Genomic DNA, 19,243 nt, shown 5'->3' with positions numbered 1-19,243 from the left:
CCTCGCCCGACCCGGAACATTGGTTAGCACTGCTGCACCAACTACCCGCGAAGCCACCCTACATGCGCGTGAAGATTTGGCGTCGCTTACAAGCGATTGGCGCGGTGCCGCTCAAAAACGCGGTTCATGTGCTCCCCCGTCGCGAGCAAAACGAAGCCGCATTCCGCGACCTGCTGGGAGAGATCACGAACAGCGGCGGCGAGGCGGTGCTGATCAACGCGCAGATGATCGAAGGCCAAAGCGACGCGGAGCTACGAGGGCTTTTCGACGCTGCGCGTGACGCCGACTATGACGAGGTGGCCCTGGCCGCACACAGGCTGCTCGACACCGGGCCGACGTCGGGGGCCGAGATTGCGAAACTCCAGAGACGGCTTTCCGAGATTGTCCGGCTAGACTTCTTTGGCGCTCACGGCCGTCAAGGTGCGGAGGCGGCGCTGCGGGAGTTGGACGAAAAGCGCTATGCCCATCCCGATGTCGGCCGCACGGGCGAAGCGGCTGCGTTTCCGCCCGCCGACCTCAAGAATCGCGTCTGGGTGACGCGGCGCGGCGTCCATGTCGATCGCATCGCCTGCGCTTGGCTGATCCGACGATTCGTCGACCCCCACGCCAGCTTCAAGTTCGTCGATGGCAGGAGCTACACGCCCGATGCGGGCGAGCTGCGCTTCGACATGGCCGATGCCGAGTTCACCCACGAACAAGACCGGTGCAGCTTCGAGACGATCGTGAGGCGAGCTAGGCTCGAAGATGATCCCGCACTCGTCGCGATCGGCGAGATTATCCATGACCTGGACATAGCGGACGGCAAGTTCGGGCGCTCCGAGACGGCAGGCCTTGGTGCCATGCTTGCAGGCGTATGCGCGTCCACAGATGACGATCTCAAGCGCATCGCCAACGCAAGCGACGCGCTGGACGGCTTCTACACGCATTTCACTCTGGGCAGTCCACTCGATCGGCAGTCAGCGCAGCGCGTTCGACCATCGGTCGAGGGATGACGATCATGATCTGAGGAACGTAGCGAATGAGCACAAACGTGGCGGATGGGGCATTGGCTCCTGAGAACGGAGGCACATTGCCCGACCTTTCTTATGCGCAGATTTTCGCGAAGTTCCTGCGGTTCGGCTTCCTGGCCTGGGGTGGCCCGATCGCCCAGATCGCGATGATCCGCCGTGAGCTGGTCGATGAGGAACACTGGGTCTCCAGCGCCAGGTTCAACCGCATCCTCGCCGTCTATCAGGTGCTCCCTGGTCCGGAGGCGCACGAGCTGTGCGTCTTCTTCGGCACGCTTCCCAAGGGAAAGCTCGGCGGCCTTCTTGCGGGTCTGGGATTCATGATGCCGGGCTTCGTCCTAATGTTCGCGCTGTCGTGGCTGTATCTCTCCACCGGGATCATGCAGACTGCCGCCGCGACCGCGGCATTTCTCGGAGTTCAACCCGCCGTCATCGCCCTGATCGTGCGCGCCGTGCACCGGATTGGCGGTCACATCCTGCTCGACCGCTGGCTTTGGGGTATCGCGGGCGTCGCCGGCCTGGCGGCCCTCGTCGGCACTCCGTTCTGGCTCACCCTGCCGATCGCGGGCCTCGTCTATATGTTCGCGGCGCGCCATCAGCGGGTGATGGCCGGCCTGCTCATGGCCGTGCTCGTCGGGGTCGGCCTCTACTTCGCCTGGGTCACTTTCGGCAGTACGGTCGGTGGGGATGCGGTCTCGGCGCAAGCCATCGCAAACCAAAAGCCGTCGCTGCTGGAGCTTTTCATCTCGGGCCTCAAGGCCGGGCTCCTCACCTTTGGCGGGGCCTACACAGTCATCCCGTTCCTGCGTGCAGATGCGGTCGGCAATGGATGGATGACGGATGCGCAGTTCCTCGACGGGCTCGCCTTATCGGGAATTCTGCCGGCGCCCCTGATCATCTTCTCGACGTTCATCGGATATTTCGGCGGCGGCCCACTCGGAGCGATCGTCATGACGATCGGCATCTTTCTGCCGGCATTCAGCTTTTCTCTGTTCTTTCATGACCAGCTTGAACGGTTGGTAGACAGCGAAAAGATCAAGACCTTCCTAGAGGGAATATCCGCAGCGGTCGTCGGGCTGATCGCCGCCACGACGCTGGAACTAGGGCAAAAGACTCTCGTGAACGTGCCCGGCGTGGTGATCCCGCTCGCAATCTTCGCCGTCGCCCTCGCGCTCCTTTATGTGTTCAAGGCCAAAACGACGATCCTGTGGGTTGTTCTCGCCGCGGCGGGGACGGGCCTTGTCCTGTTCGGATGATCGCGACGCACCATCACTCTTACGCAGCCTAATCAATCATATTGGAAAGGACCGAACGTGGCGATCGACAATCTCTCCCGACGCAGTGCAATCGCAACCCTAGGCATAGGAGCCGCCGCCATGACGATCAACGAAGCCTCCGCCCAGACGCCGGCCGCCGCGCCGCCGACTGTCCCCGCCTTTGCCGGCAACCATCAGATCAAGCCGCTCAAGTTCAATCCGGCCAAGCTCGAGGGCCTGTCCGAGCGATTGATCACGTCGCATCACGAGAACAACTATGCCGGCTCGGTCAGGACGCTGAACGCATTGCGGCCACGGCTGGCCGCCGCGCTCGCCGATACCGAAGCGCCGCCTGCCATCTACGGCGGCCTCAAGCGCGAGGAACTGCACCGTACCGGCTCGGTGGTGCTGCATGAAATCTACTTCGACGGGTTGGGCGGCGACGGTCAGGCGGCCGGTTCGGTCCGCGACGCGATCGACGCCGCCTTCGGCTCATTCGCGAACTGGGAGGCCGAGTTCCGGCGCACTGGCATGAGCCTGGCGGGAGGGTCGGGCTGGACGATCCTGGGTTACAACCTCCACACCCGCTCGCTCAACAATCACTGGGCTTGGGACCATATGCACGGCGCGGCGGCTGGCGTGCCGGTGCTCGTCCTCGATATGTACGAGCACAGCTTCCACATGGACTATGGCACCCAGGCAGCCAGATATATCGATGCCTGGTTCAAGAACCTCGACTGGGAAGCAGTCGACCGCCGCTATGCGCATGCGATCGCCGCCGCCAGCGCCTGAGTTGGAAAGCGGCGATGAACGGGAAGCGAGCGAAGTCAGCCTTGACCACTTGCCCCAAGATCGGCCTGCTGTGGCGAACCGACGTCCCCACCAGCCCCGCGGACGCGCACAGCGCGCGCCAGTGGCCGATCATGGCAGCCCTGCGTGAGCTGGGCGGCGAGGTCGAGGCGATTGGATATGCCGACGAGACGGCTGGTACAGCGCGCGACCGTCTGCTGACTTGCGACGGCGTGATGGTCTGGGCCGACCCGATCAGCGACGCCGGTGACCGCTCAAGGCTCGATCCGATTTTGCACGAGGCGGCGGGGGCGGGCGTCTCGATCAGTGCGCATCCCGATGTCATCGCGAAGATGGGCGTGAAAAACGTGCTTCATTCCACGCGCGCGCTAGGCTGGGGCACGGACACCCACCGCTACGCCGATCTAGAGGAACTGCGCGCGCTGCTCCCTGAACGCCTCGCTTCCGGGGCGCGTGTGCTCAAGGAAAACCGGAGCAATGGCGGCCGGGGCGTGTGGCGGGTCGAAGTTGTTGACCGGGGGCGCGGCGCCCAACCCAACGTTTCGGTCCTTCACGCCGCGCGGGGCAGCGTTCCGCTTGAGATGCCCCTCGATGCCCTGATCGATCGGTTCGCACCCTATTTCGAGCGGGGCGAATGCCTCATCGACCAACCCTTCCAGCCGCGGCTCGGAGAGGGCATGATTCGCTGCTATGTCAGCGCGGACAAGGTCGTCGGTTTCGGGCATCAACTGATCCGCGCGCTGTTGCCGCCACCCCCCGAAGGGGTCGACTCGCCGGAGGCGCAGCCAAATCCACGGGTCATGCACCCCGCCGATGCGGGCGCTTTTCAGTCGCTCAGAGACAGTATGGAACAGTCGTGGATACCTGGTTTGCAGCACATCCTCGCCGTCGAGCGTGACGAGCTCCCGCTGCTCTGGGATGCTGACTTCCTCTACGGGCCAAAGCATGATCGCGGCTCGGACAGCTATGTCTTGTGCGAGATCAACGTCAGCTCGGTAGCGCCGTTTCCGCCCAGCGCCGTGCGGCCGGTAGCCGAGGCCGCGTATCGGCGCGCGGTTGCCGCGCGGGAGCGCCGTGTCGCCGGCCGAGGAACCGCCGCTTCGCCGGCATAAGCGTTCGCGCGTTCCGGGACACGCTAGTCGGTCTCTGGACTAGCGGAGCGTTTTCGGTCGCGCTTAGTCAGCGATGCGCATTCAAGGCGGCCGTCTCCGCCAATTCCCGCGGTAGTCTGATTTCGACGGCCAGGCCCGGCTGGAGCCGTGCAAACGTCAGTGTTCCGCGGTGCAGCCGAGCCACGGCGTCGGCAATCGCGAGGCCGAGACCGTTGCCGGATTTACGCCGCGCTCGGTCCAAGCGCCCGAACGGGCGCAACATCTCCTCGACCTCGCCATCGGTTACGCCAGGACCGTCGTCCGCGACCGCCATCGTCACCGTGCCCGCGTGCTCGGTGACCGAAACATCGATCCGAGCGTGCTCACGGGAGTATTTGAGCGCGTTCTCGATCAGGTTGGCGAGCGCGCGCGCCAGCAAGTCGGCGTCACCGGCGACCGCCGTGCGAACCGAGCGGACCGAGATGTGGCGGCCGGAAGCCTCAATCTCCGCACGGTAGGCATCCACCACCCGGTCCACGATCTCCGCCAGATCGATCGGCTCAAATCGCGCGCGAGCATTACCGGCATCGATTTCCGCCAACTCCAGCACCGCGCTGAACAGACGGAGTGCCTCGTCCAGCCCCGCCATCGCCCGTCCCAGCGCCGCGGTCCGTTTCTCGCCATCGGGCTGCGCGAGCGCCGTTTCGACCGCGTGCCTCACGCGTGTCAGCGGCGTGCGCAGGTCATGAGCGACCTCCGCCGACACGCGGCGGATCGTGGCGACGAGCGTGTCGATTTGGTCGAGCATTCGATCGATCGCCAACGCGAGCTGATCAAGATCGGTGCGCGCGTGAACTGGAGCTCCAGTCCGCGCAGAGAGATCTCCGCCCTCGACCGCGCGGACAGTGACGTTGATCCGCTTCATCTGGCGGAGCGTCTGCCGCGTGGCAAAGAGGCCTGCGACGATGCCAAAGACCAACGCGATTCCGCCGGCGATCAGAGTGGCCCCGAAAACAGCGTCGCGGATCGCTTCGCTTCGCTCCATGTCCTCCCCGACGATTAGAAGGGAGCCATCGGGAAGGCGTTGCGTCAGCGCCAGTAAATGAACGCCCTCGATGCCAGGTCGCGGCGAAGGCTGATCGGCGAAATGCCAACCGGTCTCTCGCGGCACCACCTGAAGGTCGCCGATCAACGTGCGTCCCTCTGGACCAATGAGATAATACTCAGGCGAACCCGGCCGTTCGGCCTTCGTCCGGATCATGGCAAGTGCGCGATCAAGCCCTCCCCGGTCCGCCTCGACGGCGATGACATGCGACTCCAGCTCGATGCGGTTTCGAGCCTCGCGTTCAACGACCCCACGCGTTGCGATCCAGCCGCCGAGCGCGCCGGCGACCATGCTGATGACGAGCAGCAGCGCGTTGAGGGCAACAAGACGCGACACCGTCGAGCGCAACAGCCGGCTAATCACTCCAAGCGGCATAGCCTTCCCCACGCACGGTATGGATCAGGGGGGGATCGTCACCGCGATCGATCTTGGCCCGCAGCCGACTGATATGGCTTTCGACGAGGTTCCTGCCAGGATCGAAACGGAACTTCCACACGGTCTCCAGCAGCATCAACCGCGTGAGCACGGCCGGCGAGTTCAGCATCAGTAGTTCGAGAAGCTGGAACTCGCGCGGTATTAGTTCGATCGGCGTGTCGCCTCTCCGCACCGTCCGAGCGAGGCGGTCGAGCGTCAAGTCGCCCAGCGAGAGGATGCTGGGCGGGCCGGCTGCGCGGCGCTGCAGCGCTTCAACGCGCGCGACGAGTTCGGCGATTGCGAACGGTTTGACAAGATAGTCGTCGGCTCCACCTTCAAGACCTTCGACTCGTTGGCCCACTGAGCCTAGCGCCGTAAGCATCAGCACGGGTGCTACGACTTGCCGACGGCGCAGCTCGGTGACGACCGATAGCCCATCCATCTCTGGCAGCATTCGGTCAACGATCAGCAACGCGTGGGCGCCGCTCGCGGCGCGATCAAGTCCGCTTTTCCCATCCTCCTCCCAATCCACGGCATGACCACGAGCACGCAGCGCTTCAACGACAGCGCTCCCCGTATCCTCGTCATCCTCGATCAGTAGCAGGCGCATAGTGCGGAGGCATCTCCTCTGCGTTGTTGGAGAACCATAGCCTTGTGCGAGGAGCATCGACAGCGCGCTCCAATGTCGTTTGCCGCCGGCCGCTTTCGCACAAGGGTATGTTTGCGCGTTCTAGTGCAAAATGCCGCCAGCGGACCTTGTGAATCTACAAGGTGCCTTGCGGTCCGCGCCGATGCATGAGTCTCGCAGCCTTGGCGTGCCCGAAGAAGCATCGACCATCATGTCATTATGCATCAGGAGCTGAAGCAAAACTATGCGAACGGTGTTGTTATCGGGGTTGGCTACGCTGCTGCTAGCCGCGCCTGCTTGGGCGGCTCCGGACTGGACGAAGGTTGACGCCGCGCTGGGGCGCGTCGGCGTCGAGCAGGCCGACGGAGTTCGTCGCTACGGATTTCCTCGCTCCGACCTGCGCGTTGTCCTGGATGGCGTCTCGATAGAGCCTTCGCTGGCGCTCGGCTCCTGGGCCGCGTTTCAGCCGATAGGTGACGACGTGATGGTAATGGGCGATCTTGTGCTCACGCACGAGGAAGTGAACCCCGTGATGACCCGCCTTTTACAAGGCGGATTCACCATCACCGCGCTCCACAATCACCTGCTGCGGTCCGCGCCCGGCACCATGTACATGCACATAGCTGCGCATGGCGATCCGGTAAGGCTAGCGGCGGCGCTGCGCCAAGCCATTGCCGCAAGCCGCACCCCAATGTCTCCACCGTCTCCTGGCGCGGGAGCACCCTCCCGCCTCGATCTCAACTCCGATGCTCTGGACGAGCTGATGGGAGCCGAAGGCAGGGTCAATGGCGGCGTTCTGCAATACAGTATTCCCCGTGCGGAGCGGCTCATGGATGGCGGCATGGTGACGCCTCAATCAATGGGAACCGCGACCGCAATCAATTTTCAGCCTACCGGCGGCGGCAAGGCGGCGATCACGGGCGATTTCGTCCTCATCGCGAGCGAAGTAGACCCCGTCCTTCGAGCGCTTCGAGCGAACGGGATCGAAGTCACCGCACTTCACAATCATATGTTGAACGACGAGCCGCGCCTGTTCTTCCTGCACTTTTGGGCCAATGACGACGCGGCAAAGCTCGCACGCGGTCTCCGCTCGGCACTCGACACAATGAACAATCGACAAAATTAAGATCGGACGACGGCCAGTCGGGCCGCGACCGCCGCCCGTTCATCCCCCGGCCCCGAAGGAAGTGGAACGGAACATGGCTAGCAAACGAACTCTCGTCATCGGAGCCAGCGCTGCTGTTTTGGCGGTGGCAGGCGTGGCGCTCGCAGCGCAGCAGAACCATGAGGCGAACGAAAACCGCATTATCGGCGAGCATAGCGAGGAAGAAGTCGCGCTCGACCAGGTGCCGGCGGCCGCGATGAACGCCGCACGCACACGACTCGCGTCCGTCCGCGAAGCCGAGCTGGTGACCAGAAAGGCGGACGGCAGCACGCTCTACGAGATCGAAGGCAAGGACCAAGCTGGCAAGAACGTGGAGCTGTTCGTAACGCCGACAGGCCAAATCCTCGGGAATGAAAACGACAGCGATGAGGATGGCGACTGAACTCTCACTCGCCTGAATGGGCCTGAGTGAGGGTAAGGCCCATTCCTTGATAACAACATCCGAGGATCAAGTATGTTTAGGACTATCGGTTATAGCATCGGAGCGTGTCTATCATCCGTCGTACTCGCTGCTTCTAGTTATGCGCAGGAACAACCGACTGATACGAACGGCTCTGAACTTGTTGCAAGTTGCCGCGCCAACAACCCAGCGTGCGGCGCGTACCTTCAAGGCGTGCTGGACATGATGATAGTGGCGCGGGGTAGCGAGTGTGGGGCGCCGCGTTACGATCGGAATAGATTGCGTTCAGCCTATCTGCGCTGGGCAGAAGACAATGCCTACTTCATGGACGTTCACATGGTCGCTGGCGCCGAACAAGCATTGGCTGAAGCTTGGCCTTGCTCGCCGCGACGATAGGAGGAAGTTGCGTCATTCCCAATCGCTCCGCAGCGGCGCTCAGATAGGGTTGTTTCTGGCAGGTATCTGATATCACTGAACGGAGTAAGGAGTTCCGCTTGCCCTTTGAAATCCGCCAGCTTCGTTATGCTATCGCCGCGGCGGATCATGGTAGTTTTTACAGAGCCGCCCGGGCACTTGATATTGAACAATCGACCCTCAGTCGCTCCATCTCGAAATTGGAGCGCTCGATAGGAATGTCTATCTTCGAGCGGTCGCGGGCTGGGGTCAAAACGACGCTCGCCGGAGCCGCGTTTATTCGTGGCGCGCGACCAATGGTGGCAACGGCAGATAAGCTAGTCACCATGATGCTTGCAGCCGGCCAGGGCCGCGCTGGCGGTTTACTGCTCGGGTATAATAGTTCGGTCTCCGCCGGCAATCTCCGAGCGACCCTCATTAGCTGGCGCGAAGCGCATCCTGACGTCGAACTGGAATGCGTCGAGGCGGATCGCAGCCTTCTGCTCGCTGGGCTCGACACGGGCGAAATCGACATAGCGATCCTGATGGGGACGCCCAGCCACAACGGGTTTCGCTGCGAGCCGCTATGGAGCGAGCGGATGCTAGCCGCGTTGCCCGCCTCACATCCGTTGGCTCAACGTGACATCATTCACTGGACGGATCTTCGGGGCGAGCACTTCCTTCTGCCTGCGGCCGATCCCGGCCCGGAAATTCGCGACATGCTGCTTGGCAGACTTCCGATCTCCGGCGGTAAGCCTGACATCCGGATGTCGCGGGCGAGCCGTGAGACCGTGCTGAGCATCCTCGGCGCCAATTCGGGCGTCACCATTGTCTGCGAGGGATCGACCGGAGCGATCTATCCTAGTGTCGTCTATCGGCCGATTCATGGCGAACAAGGACCGGCACTGACAGGATACTCGGGTTGCTGGCGAGACGACAATCGCAATCCAGCGTTGCGGCGCTTTCTTGGATTCATCAAGACCCGCTATGCTCTGTCTTTTGATTTCTCGCCAAGATTTCGGTAAACTAGACATCCAGTTAGTGGAGTTAGTTTCGATGTCACAAGGCAGGACCATAATCATCGTTCTTGTTACTTTAGTCATCGGCTTCACAGGCGGTTTTTTCTTGCGGCCGGTCCTCGCCCCCCTTCGTCAAACAGCGGTCGCCGTCAGTCCGGCTGCCGCCGTGCCTCAGCCGACCGCAGCGCGCGGCACTCAGTATTTCGCGGCCAATCTCGACGAGGCTCGGCAGATCGTAACAGGGTGTCGTGACGGGTCGGTGCGCGGTGATGAATGCGCCAACGCTGAGCAGGCAGTTATCGAGGTCGATAGCCGGGATCGCTTCAAGCGTTTCACCGGCAACTGAAAGCCGGGAACCTCTCAACTGCCTTGCGCGCGGTGGCGACGAAAGCCGCGGTCGGTGTCCATGAAGCGTGCAAGCATAGGCGCCACCAGCTTTTCGGGCGGCATAGGTTGCTGTCCGGTCTCCGCCGCGAGCGCGGCGGCGTAGGCGACAAGATCGCGGTGGACCCCGGCGGGTAGCTCCACAGCCAGTTTGACAGGCCGATCGTCCACCAATGGCCCCAGCTTCAATTTTGTCATCGTGTCGCTCCCAAAGGTTCGAGCACCAGGTCGCGGGTGATGACCACGCGCAGCGGATGGCCCGGCCGGATGGTGAGGGTCGGCTGCACATTGAGCTGCCGCCGAACGATCTGCTGGCCGGTCTGATTGATCGTGTCCTGCGAGCCGCGCCGCAGCGCGCGGGTCAAGTCATCCTCGCTGTCGGCTCCCAGCTCGGCGCCGACGCCGAGCAGCGTCGAGACGGCCGCCGCCCTGAGCAGATTGCCCCAATGCTGATTCACGCGGTCCTGTAGGCCCGCGAACCCAGCGCCGTCCGCGCCGGGCTGGCGCTCGAGAACGATCGAGCGCCCGTCCGGCATGATGAGCCGGTCCCAGGCGAGGAGAACACGGGTCTGCCCGGCGGTGATCTCGCTGTCGTATTCGCCGATCAGCCGGGCACCTTGCGGGATGAGCAAGATGCGGCCTGTCGGGCTGTCATAGACGTTCTGCGTCACCTGCGCCGTTATCTGGCCGGGCAGATCGGACCTGATCCCGGTGATGAGCGCCGCCGGGATGATGCTTCCGGCCTGCACGATGTTGGGCGACGGGGGTGCGGTCAGCCGCTCCGCGCTCACCGTTCGCTGGTTCGAGGCTTGCGCCATGAAAGCGCGCCGGCCAGCTTGATCGCCCTGCGCTGCGCTCGCCTGCTGCGTTGGCTGAGCGGCTTGGTCGGGCAAGATCAGCGATGGGGCCGGCGCCGTTCCAGCGTAGCCCGCGTTGCCGCCGAGAAATACGCCACTCATGCGGGCAGCGTCGCGTTCCTGCTGGGCGCGCTGGCGCGCAGCCTCCTCGGCCTGCACGCGCGGATCAGGTTGGGCCGGCTGCGTGCCGATCGGCGGCACGGGCACGTTTTCGCCGCGCTGCTGGGCGGACACGATCGGGCCGCCGAGGTCGCCGGGAAGTGGCGGCCCAAGGCGCGGCGCTTGAGAATAGTCCCTCGGTCCCGAGGTGATGGTCTCGGCCGTGGCGCGGCTCTCGGTGTTGTAGAGTTCTTCCGCCTGCCGTTCACCAGCCGGTTTGAGCGCGTAGATCAGCGAGCCGCCGATACCGAGGCCGGCGGCCACGCCTATGACGGTCAGCGCCTTACGGGACAGACGCATGACGCGGGGCGGATCGCCTCGAAGCTGGAATGGCTTTGGATCGGCGAGAAGCGGCTGCGGCGCGGCCGGCTCGGCGGAGGGAATGTCGGTGGACAAGTTCACGGCCGCCGCTCCCGTCCGTCGTCGCGCACGATGCTGACGCGCTGTTCATTGCGCCGATCGCCCAGACGCAGCTCGGCGGCGGCGAACAGCCGGTCCACCACCATGTAGCGGCCCTGCACGCGATAATTGACTAGCTCGGCGTCCCCGGCCGCGCCGGTAACGAACAGCGGCGGCATCTCGCCCCGCGAGATCCCCGCCGGAAACTCGATGAACACCTGCCCGGAGTCGTCGAACGCACGAACGGGACGCCACGGGGCGCGGTCGCCCTCGATGCGATAACGGAAATTGAGCGAAGTCACATCCACGCCGCTCGCGGCCGGCGTGACCGCCGCAGCGGCGATGTTGCCGCCGCGTAGCGCGATGAGCTGATCTTGCGGGTAGGTCCATGACACTGAGGCCATGTAGGTCGCGGGCGTCGCACGCAGCTCCAGATGATAGGTGCGCCGATCGGTGTTGATGACGAGGTTGGTGGCGAGGTCCGCCCGTGTCGGCTTGACGAGGATGTGGACGCGCGCGGTCGCGCCCGCGCCGCTGATCGTGTCGCCGATGATCCAACGAACGGTGTCACCGGCCGCGACTGGCCCCGGTCCAACGAGCTGCTCGCCCTCCTGCAAGGCGATGTCCGTCACTTGGCCGGGGGCAGTATAGACCTGATAGAGCGCACCATCCGTCCAGGGATATTGCTGGATGGCATTGAGGAAGCCGTCACGCGCCGGCTGCACCCGCGCGGCGGCGTTTGCGTCGCCGACGCGCCTACGGGGATCGGTAGGCTCCGACCCGCGAGGCGCATCCGGCATTGGCTTGAGCTGACCGGGAAGCGGGAGCGGTTCGGGAATAGTAACAATCTCCACCGGACGCGGCGGCTCCGCGGCCGGCGTCGCGGCCACTTCGCGCGGCGGATCGTCGTATGCGATGGCGGGCGGCCGGGCGGATGTAGTGGCGCAGCCGGCGAGTGTGGAGGTGGAAACGAGCAGCGCGGCTGTGACGGCGCGCCGAAAGGGAATGCCGGTCATTGCGACAGCTCCTTTGACCAGTTGAGGGCATTGACGAATACGCCGAGCGGATTCTTGCGAAGTGCGTCTGGCGTGCGAGGCGGCTGCACGACGATGGTGAGGATCGCCGACCAGCGTTCGGTGGCGGTGAGGCTGCCGTCCTGATAGCGGCGCTCCGTCCAGGCGACGCGGAAGCTGTCCGGTGACGCGCGGATGACGCTGGACACGTCCACCGCCACCTGCACCCGCCCGACGTTGGCGAACGGGTCATTGGCGCGAGCGTAATCGTTGAGCGCGACCGCGCCCCGATCGGTGGTGAAGTCATACGCGCGAAGCCAGTTCTGACGAACGATGACCGGATCGGCCGGCACGCTCCTGACTTGCTCGATGAAGCGGGCGAGATGGAACGCGATCTGCGGGTCGCTCGGGCGATAGCCGGCCTCGGCCGGCGCGACCGCCTGCGCCTCGCCGAGCCGATCGACCTGCACCACCCAAGGGACGATATGGCCACGGGCCGATTGCCAGACGAGGCCGCCAGCCAGGCCACCCGAAAGGGCGAGCGTGCCGAAAAATGCGAGACGCCAGTTCTTGGCCTGCACGCGCGCCGAACCGATCCTGTCATCCCAGGCTTGGGCGGCGCGCTGATAGGGCGTGGTCGGTTCGGGGGTCTGGCCGTAGCGGATGGTCGGTCGTCGAAACATGGCAGCTAGTCCTTCTGATGGAGATCGACGGACGAGCCGCTTCCCCCGCCGTCGCCGGAACGCAGGGTGTGGGCGGCGATCGTCGCGCCGTGGGTCATGGTCTGGCGGCGCTTCATGGCCGATGCCCAAGCGGGCCTGTCGTCGGGGGCTGGTGCCGATGGCGAAGCGCCGCCTGAAATCGTGCCTCCCGTCGCCGTGACTGCGGCGCGACCGCCAGAGCGATAGCTGTCTTTCAGGGACGCGGCGGCCTTCCGAAGCGGGGACATCGCCGCACCCGCCACCGCTTGGCCGACGCCGGCCGCGCCGCCCGCGACGGCGGCTGCGCCGGTCTTGCCTGCCGAGCCGAGCGCATAGGCGCTGCTGGCGGCGCCGGACGCAAAGGCGCTCCCTCGTGCCGCGCCGCCGATCGCGCCTGCGGCCGCACCGGCACCGAGGCGTGCGGCGGCTGCACCACCGACCAGCGCGCCGCCTGCGGCAAGCGCGGTCCCGGCGGCTGCGCCCGCGCCCAGGGCCGGCCCGCCTGAAACGATGCCGTTCGCTACGCCGGGGCCGAAGATCGCCAGGCCAAGCAGCGACAGCGCGCCGAGCGCGATCGACATCGCTTGCTCCAGCGTGGGCTCAGGGCCAGCGGCGGCGGTGAATTGACTGAACAACGTCGTGCCGATGCCGGTGATGACGGCGAGCACGAGAACTTTGATGCCGGTGGAGACGACATGGCCTAACACCTTCTCGGCCATGAAGGCGGTCTTGTTGAAGAAGGCGAACGGCAACAGCACGAAGCCGGCGAGCGTCACCAGCTTGAACTCGATCAGCGTCACGAAAATCTGAATCGCCAGGATGAAGAAGGCGATGACGACAAGCGCCCAAGCGAGCAACAACACCACGATCTGCACGAAGTTGGTGAAGAATGAGATTGGACCGACCAGCTCGCCTGCGGCAACGACCAGCGGCTCACCCGCGTCCAAGCCGGTCGCGGCGATGAAACCGGGGCGCATGAAGTCGGCGATGCTCATGGAATCGCCCGTTGCCTTCAAACCGAGCCCTGCGAAGGACTGGAACACGATCGTCGCCAGCGTCGAGAAATTGCCGATGATGAAAGCAAAGACGCCAATGTAGAGCGTCTTTTTGATGAGGCGTTGAAGCACGTCCTCATCGGCGCCCCACGCCCAAAACAGGCCGGCAATCGTCAGGTCGATGGCGATCAGCGTGGTTGAGAGGAACGCGATCTCGTCGCCGAGCAGCCCGAACCCGCTGTCGATGTAGGTCGTGAAGACCTGTAGGAAGTTGTCGATAACGCCGGTGTCGTTCACGGCTGAGTGCCTTCTTTTCCGAAGAACCGGCGCTGGTGCGCCGCCCATGCCGCCTCGCAGCCTGAGTCCGGCATGGTGAGCGCGCGGCAACGCGCCAACTCCGCCGCCAACGGGTCGCGCTCGGCGCGTGCCTCCGCGGCGTTGGCCGCCTCTGGCACGCGCGGCTCGGTGACGGCGGCGATCACCGCCACCGTCATCATGAACCCAGCCAGCGTGGCCACACCGGCAATCTTGGCGGCAGCCGACATCGGCTCAGTTGCCGAGGAAGCGGCGGAGGCGCTCGCGCCCCTCAGCTTCGGCGGCTGCATTTCGCGCCGCCTCCAGCGACTGCGCCCGGCCTTGGGCGGCCAGCAATGCCGCGATGTCAGCGAGCTGCTGCGATTGCAGCGCGAGAAGCTGGTTGCCGGCCTGAGCCGCTTGGAGCGCGCCTTGAGATGATTGGCTCGCCGACACGAGGCGGTCCATCGTCGCACGCGAGCCGTCGATATTCCCGACGACTCCGGCCTGAACGCGGAGCGCGTCCTGAAACGCGCCTACGCTGGTCTCCCACCGCTCGCGCGCGTTTGCGACGAGCTGCCGTTGCGGGACCGACATGGCGCCGGCCGTGTATCGGCTGGTGAAAGCCTGGTCGATCTGGCCGACGTCATAGGCGATGCGCTGCGCCTGACCGAGCAACTGCTGGGTCTGGCGCACTTGGCCCTGCAACTCGGCGAGCGAGGATTGCGGGAGGCTCGCCAGATTGCGGGCCTCGTTGAGCAGGGAAGTCGCCTGATTCTGTATCTGGCGAATCTGATTGTTGATCTGCTCCAACGTGCGCGCCGCGGTCAGCACGTTCTGCGCGTAGTTGGTCGGGTCATAGACGATCCCGCCGAGCTGCGCGTAGGCCGGCACGGGCGCCATAATCGGCGCGATGGTCGCGGTGGCGAGGACGCCGGCCAGAATGGCGCGGCGCAGGGAAAGTCGGGTCATAGCGGTAACTCCTGCTGGCTGGGGGGAAGAAGCTCGATCGCCCACGCGCAGCCGCGATGGCGCAGCCATTCGGCCGCGAAAGCAGCTTGGCCGTGGGTTTCGATGATGTCGGCGATGCGGAGCTGATCGGCCTTGGCCGACGCGGCTGAGAAGGCCAGCGCGACCTCGCCCAGCCCCAACTCGAACAGCCGGTTGCCGCGCCGGGACTGGCAATAATAGTCGCGCTTGGGTGTCGCCCGGCTGAGGATTTCGATCTGGCGGGCGTTAAGCCCGAACCGCTCGTAGATGGCGGCGATCTGCGGCTCGGCGGCGCGCTCGTTCGGCAGGAAGATGCGCGTCGGGCAGCTTTCGATGATGGCCGGGGCGATGCTCGACGTTTCGATGTCGGCAAGGCTCTGCGTGGCAAAGACGACGCTCGCGTTCTTCTTCCGGAGGGTCTTCAGCCACTCGCGGAGTTGCGCTGCGAAGTCCGGGCTGTCGAGAACCAGCCAGCCCTCGTCGATGATGATGAGTGTCGGCGAGCCGTCCAGCCGCCCGTCGATCCGGTGGAACAGGTAGGACAAAACGGCGGCGGCAGAGCCGGCGCCGACCAGTCCTTCGGTCTCGAACGCCTGCACGGCGGCTTCGCCCAGGCGCTCGTCCTCGGCGTCGAGAAGCCGGTCCCACGGCCCGCCGATGCAATACGAGGCGAGCGCTTGTTTGAGCTGCTGGTTCTGCAACAGCACGGCAAGGCCGGTCAGCGTGCGTTCGCTGACCGGCGCCGACGCCAGTGAATTGAGCGCCGACCAGATATGCTCCTTGGCTTGCGGATCGACCGCGACGCCTTCGGACGCGAGGATCGCCGCCAGCCATTCCGCCGCCCACGCTCGTTCGGCCGGATCGTCGATACGGGCGAGCGGCTGGAGCTGCACGCCGTCGCCGGCCTCGTCGGCGAGCATCCCGCCGAGATCCTGCCAGTCGCCGCCCATGCCGATCACCGCGGCGCGGATGCTGCCGCCGAAATCGAAGGCGAAGACCTGGCTGTTCTCGTAGCGGCGGAACTGCATCGCCATCAGCGCGAGCAGCACCGATTTGCCGGCGCCGGTCGGGCCGACGATCAGCGTGTGGCCGACATCGCCGACGTGAAGGGAAAACCGGAACGGGGTCGAGCCTTCGGTTCTTGCGTAGAGCAAGGGGGCTGCACCGAAATGCTCGTCCCGTTCCGGCCCCGCCCATACTGCTGACAGGGGGATCAGGTGGGCGAGATTGATGGTGGAAATCGGGGGCTGGCGAACATTGGCGTAGGTGTGACCGGGAAGGCTGCCCAGCCACGCCTCGATCGCGTTCATGCCCTCGGGGATGACGGTGAAGTCGCGGCCCTGAATGACCTTCTCGACGAGCCTCAGCTTCTCGGCCGCGATGGCTGGATCGCGATCCCATACCGTCACCGTGGCGGTGACGTAGGCCATGCCGGCATAGTCGGCGCCCAGCTCCTGCAAGGCGGTGTCAGCGTCGGCGGCCTTGTTCGAGGCGTCGCTGTCGAGCAGCGTGCTCGCCTCGTTGGTCATCACCTCCTTCAAGATGGCGGCGACGGATTTGCGCTTGGCGAACCACTGGCGACGAATGCGGGTAAGCAGCTTGGTCGCGTCGATCTTGTCGAGCATGATCGCGCGCGTGGACCAGCGATAGCCGAACGCCAGCCGGTTCAGCTCGTCGAGCAGCCCCGGAAACGTCGAGCTGGGAAAGCCGGTAATGGTGAGCGTGCGGAGATGATGGTCGCCCAGGCAAGGCTCCAGCCCGCCGGTCAACGGCTCATCGGCGAGCAGCGCGTCGAGGTGCATCGGGGTTTCCGGCACGCGCACACGCTGTCGCCGCGTCGAAATCGTCGAATGGAGGTAGGTCAGCGTCTCGCCGTCATCGAGCCAGCGGACCTCGGGCACGAAACCCTCGACCAAATTGAGCACGCGGTCGCTGCGATCGGTGAAGCCTTTGAGCAGCTCCCACGGATCGACGCCGGTGGTGGACCGGCCCTCGTATAGCCAGCCTTCGGCCCGCGCGGCTTCCTCGGCCGGCGGCATCCACAGCAACGTCAGGAAATAGGCGCTCTCGAAATGCGCGCCTTCCTCACGGAACTGTTCGCGCCGTTCCATATCGACCAGCGCCGACACGGGATCGGGGAAATCATCCTCGGGATAGTCCAGCGCGGGCGTCCGCTGGGCTTCGACGAAGATCGCCCAGCCCGAACCGAGCCGGCGAAGCGAATTGTTGAGCCGTGAGGTGGTCGCCACCAGCTCGGCCGGCGTCGCACTGTCCAGATCAGGGCCACGGAAGCGTGCAGTGCGCTGGAACGACCCGTCCTTGTTGAGCACGACGCCTTCGCCGACCAACGCGGCCCAGGGCAGGAAGTCCGCAAGGTGCGCGGCTTTGCTGCGATATTCGCGCAAGCTCATCATGGCTGCATCCATGTCGGGAAGCGGAGATGGCGCCGGGCCACGTCCACGAACTGCGGATCGCGCCGTGCAACCCATACGGAAAGCGCGTGGCCGATCGCCCAAATGACGAGGCCGGCGATCCAGAGACGCAGGCCGAGCCCGATCGCGCCGGCCAGCGTCCCGTTGACGATGGCGAGCGACCGGGGGGCGCCGCCGAGCAAAATCGGCTCGGTCAGCGCCCGGTGGACGGGGGCATAGAAACCCGCGATCGGCTCGGCTGCGTCCTGCATCAGACCAGCGCCCCGCCGCCGAACGAGAAGAACGACAGGAAGAAGCTCGACGCGGCGAAGGCGATGCTGAGGCCGAACACGATCTGGATCAGCCGGCGGAAACCGCCGGAAGTATCGCCGAAGGCCAGCGTTAGGCCGGTCACGATGATGATGATGACCGCGACGATTTTGGCCACCGGCCCCTCGATGCTTTCGAGGATGCTTTGCAGCGGCGCTTCCCACGGCATCGACGATCCGCCCGCGTGGGCCGGAACGGCAAAGGTCAGCGCGACGACGCTGGCGGTGGTGGCGAGCATGGCGCGACGCGCGCCATGCCGAATGGCATGGATCATGGCAGGTCTCCGGGCTGGGGTTTGGGAAGCGGGGTAAGGCGGTAGTCGCCGGTCGCGGCGTCGAGTCCTTCGACGCGGGCCAGCTCGGCGAGACGCCGGCCATGCGCGTCACGGACCAGCACGGCGATCAGGTCGATTGTCTCGGCGATCAGCGCGCGAGGGACCGTAACGACAGCCTCTTGAACGAGCTGCTCCATGCGGCGGAGCGCACCAAGGGCGGTGCCGGCGTGAATGGTGCCGATGCCGCCCGGATGGCCGGTGCCCCAGGCTTTGATGAGGTCGAGCGCCTCGGCGCCGCGCACCTCCCCGATCGGGATGCGATCCGGCCTGAGCCGCAGCGACGAGCGGACCAGCTCGGACAGCGACACCACGCCGTCCTTCGTCCGCATGGCGACGAGGTTGGGCGCGGCGCATTGCAGCTCGCGCGTGTCCTCGATCAGAACGATGCGGTCGGTGGTCTTGGCGACTTCGGCAAGTAGCGCGTTGACGAGCGTGGTCTTGCCGCTGCCGGTGCCGCCCGCGACGAGGATGTTCGCGCGGGCCGCTACGCCATCGCGCAGCGCTGCGGCCTCGGCCGGCGACATGATCCCAGCCGCCGCATAGTCGTCGAGCGTAAACACCGCGACGGCGGGCTTGCGGATAGCGAAGGCGGGAGCCGCAACGACGGGCGGCAGCAAGCCTTCGAATCGTTCGCCACCCTCCGGCAGCTCGGCCGACACGCGGGGGCTGCGAGCATGAACCTCGACGCCGACATGATGCGCGACCAGGCGCACGATGCGTTCGCCATCGGCGGCGGTCAGCGTCTCGCCGGTATCGCTGACGCCTTCGCCGAGCCGATCGAGCCACAACCGCCCGTCCGGATTCAGCATCACCTCGATCACGGCCGGGTCGTCCAGCCATGCCGCGATCGACGGCCCGAGCGCGGTGCGCAGCATCCGCGCGCCGCGCGTTTTGGCCTCGGATCGGATCGGATGAACGGTCAAAGAACTGGCCCCTACGAAGGGCCGGGCGAACCGCCGCCCGGCTGTCGGGGCACAGCAAGAGACGCACAAATACTTCCGCTGCAACAGCTACTTGCGGGCGTAGTAGAGGGGGCGGCAGATACGTTGCCGGCGGCGGAATTGCTTTTCGACTAGCGGGTCGTTGGC

General features: G+C 65.2%; 22 protein-coding genes. 9 read left to right on the top strand and 13 right to left on the bottom strand.

The annotated features are described in order from the left end of the window. Positions 1-62 precede the first annotated feature (62 nt). From ABC347_RS03060 to ABC347_RS03045, 4 genes are all read left to right on the top strand, one after another. Positions 63-992, top strand: coding sequence for a chromate resistance protein ChrB domain-containing protein (locus ABC347_RS03060; RefSeq protein WP_255250174.1), 930 nt, complete (start codon positions 63-65; stop codon positions 990-992). A gap of 26 nt (positions 993-1,018) precedes the next feature. Next, positions 1,019-2,263: a chromate efflux transporter gene (gene chrA, locus ABC347_RS03055; RefSeq protein ID WP_066961365.1), complete on the top strand. Its 1,245-nt coding sequence runs from the start codon at positions 1,019-1,021 to the stop codon at positions 2,261-2,263. Between the two features lie 120 nt (positions 2,264-2,383). Next, positions 2,384-3,055 carry a superoxide dismutase gene (locus ABC347_RS03050; protein WP_176489053.1) on the top strand — a complete coding sequence of 224 codons (672 nt, stop codon included), beginning with the start codon at positions 2,384-2,386 and terminating at the stop codon, positions 3,053-3,055. A gap of 14 nt (positions 3,056-3,069) precedes the next feature. Continuing rightward, positions 3,070-4,185, top strand: coding sequence for a Cj0069 family protein (locus ABC347_RS03045; RefSeq protein WP_096367793.1), 1,116 nt, complete (start codon positions 3,070-3,072; stop codon positions 4,183-4,185). Positions 4,186-4,252: 67 nt separating this feature from the next. Here the strand turns inward: ABC347_RS03045 and ABC347_RS03040 are convergent, their stop codons facing one another. Together ABC347_RS03040 and ABC347_RS03035 are read right to left on the bottom strand one after the other, a co-directional pair. After that, positions 4,253-5,632, bottom strand: coding sequence for a sensor histidine kinase (locus ABC347_RS03040; RefSeq protein ID WP_413244273.1), 1,380 nt, complete (start codon positions 5,630-5,632; stop codon positions 4,253-4,255). Continuing rightward, positions 5,625-6,293 carry a response regulator transcription factor gene (locus ABC347_RS03035; RefSeq protein ID WP_066961358.1) on the bottom strand — a complete coding sequence of 223 codons (669 nt, stop codon included), beginning with the start codon at positions 6,291-6,293 and terminating at the stop codon, positions 5,625-5,627. The genes ABC347_RS03040 and ABC347_RS03035 overlap by 8 nt, the downstream gene beginning before the upstream one ends. A gap of 262 nt (positions 6,294-6,555) precedes the next feature. On the opposite strand from ABC347_RS03035, the gene ABC347_RS03030 reads away from it, so the two are divergent. From ABC347_RS03030 to ABC347_RS03010, 5 genes are all read left to right on the top strand, one after another. Then, entirely contained in the window at positions 6,556-7,437 is an 882-nt protein-coding gene (locus tag ABC347_RS03030) for a DUF1259 domain-containing protein (protein ID WP_066961355.1), read from the top strand. A gap of 73 nt (positions 7,438-7,510) precedes the next feature. Next, complete coding sequence (locus ABC347_RS03025) at positions 7,511-7,858, top strand: hypothetical protein (RefSeq protein WP_066961352.1); 348 nt, start codon at positions 7,511-7,513, stop codon at positions 7,856-7,858. A 72-nt stretch (positions 7,859-7,930) separates the two neighbouring features. Then, complete coding sequence (locus tag ABC347_RS03020; RefSeq protein ID WP_376785211.1) at positions 7,931-8,272, top strand: Rap1a/Tai family immunity protein; 342 nt, start codon at positions 7,931-7,933, stop codon at positions 8,270-8,272. Positions 8,273-8,370: 98 nt separating this feature from the next. Then, the gene (locus ABC347_RS03015; RefSeq protein ID WP_066961345.1) at positions 8,371-9,294 is read left to right on the top strand and encodes a LysR family transcriptional regulator; all 924 of its coding nucleotides are present in this window, start codon (positions 8,371-8,373) and stop codon (positions 9,292-9,294) included. Beyond that, the gene (locus tag ABC347_RS03010) at positions 9,269-9,634 is read left to right on the top strand and encodes a hypothetical protein (RefSeq protein WP_459565461.1); all 366 of its coding nucleotides are present in this window, start codon (positions 9,269-9,271) and stop codon (positions 9,632-9,634) included. Before ABC347_RS03015 ends, ABC347_RS03010 begins: the two co-directional genes overlap by 26 nt. A 14-nt stretch (positions 9,635-9,648) precedes the next feature. Here ABC347_RS03010 and ABC347_RS03005 read toward each other — a convergent pair whose 3' ends face one another. Genes ABC347_RS03005 through trbB form a run of 11 tightly spaced genes read right to left on the bottom strand, consistent with a single transcriptional unit; the run spans position 9,649 to position 19,078 of the window. Next, a complete protein-coding gene (locus ABC347_RS03005) occupies positions 9,649-9,870 on the bottom strand; it encodes a DUF2274 domain-containing protein (protein ID WP_066961341.1) in 222 nt (73 codons plus the stop codon). Then, positions 9,867-11,090, bottom strand: a complete 1,224-nt coding sequence (locus ABC347_RS03000) for a TraB/TrbI/VirB10 family type IV secretion system protein (RefSeq protein WP_066961339.1) — start codon at positions 11,088-11,090, stop codon at positions 9,867-9,869. The genes ABC347_RS03005 and ABC347_RS03000 overlap by 4 nt, the downstream gene beginning before the upstream one ends. Then, complete coding sequence (trbG, locus tag ABC347_RS02995) at positions 11,087-12,103, bottom strand: P-type conjugative transfer protein TrbG (RefSeq protein WP_066961336.1); 1,017 nt, start codon at positions 12,101-12,103, stop codon at positions 11,087-11,089. The genes ABC347_RS03000 and trbG overlap by 4 nt, the downstream gene beginning before the upstream one ends. Beyond that, positions 12,100-12,783 carry a conjugal transfer protein TrbF gene (gene trbF / locus ABC347_RS02990; protein ID WP_066961334.1) on the bottom strand — a complete coding sequence of 228 codons (684 nt, stop codon included), beginning with the start codon at positions 12,781-12,783 and terminating at the stop codon, positions 12,100-12,102. Before trbF ends, trbG begins: the two co-directional genes overlap by 4 nt. A 5-nt stretch (positions 12,784-12,788) precedes the next feature. Then, a complete protein-coding gene (gene trbL, locus ABC347_RS02985; RefSeq protein WP_066961331.1) occupies positions 12,789-14,093 on the bottom strand; it encodes a P-type conjugative transfer protein TrbL in 1,305 nt (434 codons plus the stop codon). Continuing rightward, on the bottom strand, positions 14,090-14,341 hold the full coding sequence (gene trbK-alt, locus ABC347_RS02980; protein WP_066961328.1) for a putative entry exclusion protein TrbK-alt: 252 nt from the start codon (positions 14,339-14,341) through the stop codon (positions 14,090-14,092). The genes trbL and trbK-alt overlap by 4 nt, the downstream gene beginning before the upstream one ends. A 4-nt stretch (positions 14,342-14,345) precedes the next feature. Then, a complete protein-coding gene (gene trbJ / locus ABC347_RS02975) occupies positions 14,346-15,062 on the bottom strand; it encodes a P-type conjugative transfer protein TrbJ (protein WP_066961326.1) in 717 nt (238 codons plus the stop codon). After that, positions 15,059-17,494 carry a conjugal transfer protein TrbE gene (gene trbE, locus ABC347_RS02970; protein ID WP_413246986.1) on the bottom strand — a complete coding sequence of 812 codons (2,436 nt, stop codon included), beginning with the start codon at positions 17,492-17,494 and terminating at the stop codon, positions 15,059-15,061. Before trbE ends, trbJ begins: the two co-directional genes overlap by 4 nt. Continuing rightward, positions 17,491-17,763, bottom strand: a complete 273-nt coding sequence (locus tag ABC347_RS02965; protein ID WP_054725812.1) for a VirB3 family type IV secretion system protein — start codon at positions 17,761-17,763, stop codon at positions 17,491-17,493. Before ABC347_RS02965 ends, trbE begins: the two co-directional genes overlap by 4 nt. Next, positions 17,763-18,095: a TrbC/VirB2 family type IV secretion system protein gene (locus ABC347_RS02960; RefSeq protein ID WP_054725809.1), complete on the bottom strand. Its 333-nt coding sequence runs from the start codon at positions 18,093-18,095 to the stop codon at positions 17,763-17,765. Before ABC347_RS02960 ends, ABC347_RS02965 begins: the two co-directional genes overlap by 1 nt. Further along, the gene (trbB, locus tag ABC347_RS02955) at positions 18,092-19,078 is read right to left on the bottom strand and encodes a P-type conjugative transfer ATPase TrbB (RefSeq protein WP_066961324.1); all 987 of its coding nucleotides are present in this window, start codon (positions 19,076-19,078) and stop codon (positions 18,092-18,094) included. The genes ABC347_RS02960 and trbB overlap by 4 nt, the downstream gene beginning before the upstream one ends. Between the last annotated feature and the right edge of the window lie 165 nt (positions 19,079-19,243).

Origin of the sequence: Sphingomonas canaveralia (assembly GCF_047238125.1) — a bacterium.
In the GTDB taxonomy this organism is placed as follows: domain Bacteria; phylum Pseudomonadota; class Alphaproteobacteria; order Sphingomonadales; family Sphingomonadaceae; genus JBDFMH01.
Note: the sequence above shows the minus strand (reverse complement) of the source record. Positions and strands in the feature narration are given on the sequence as shown.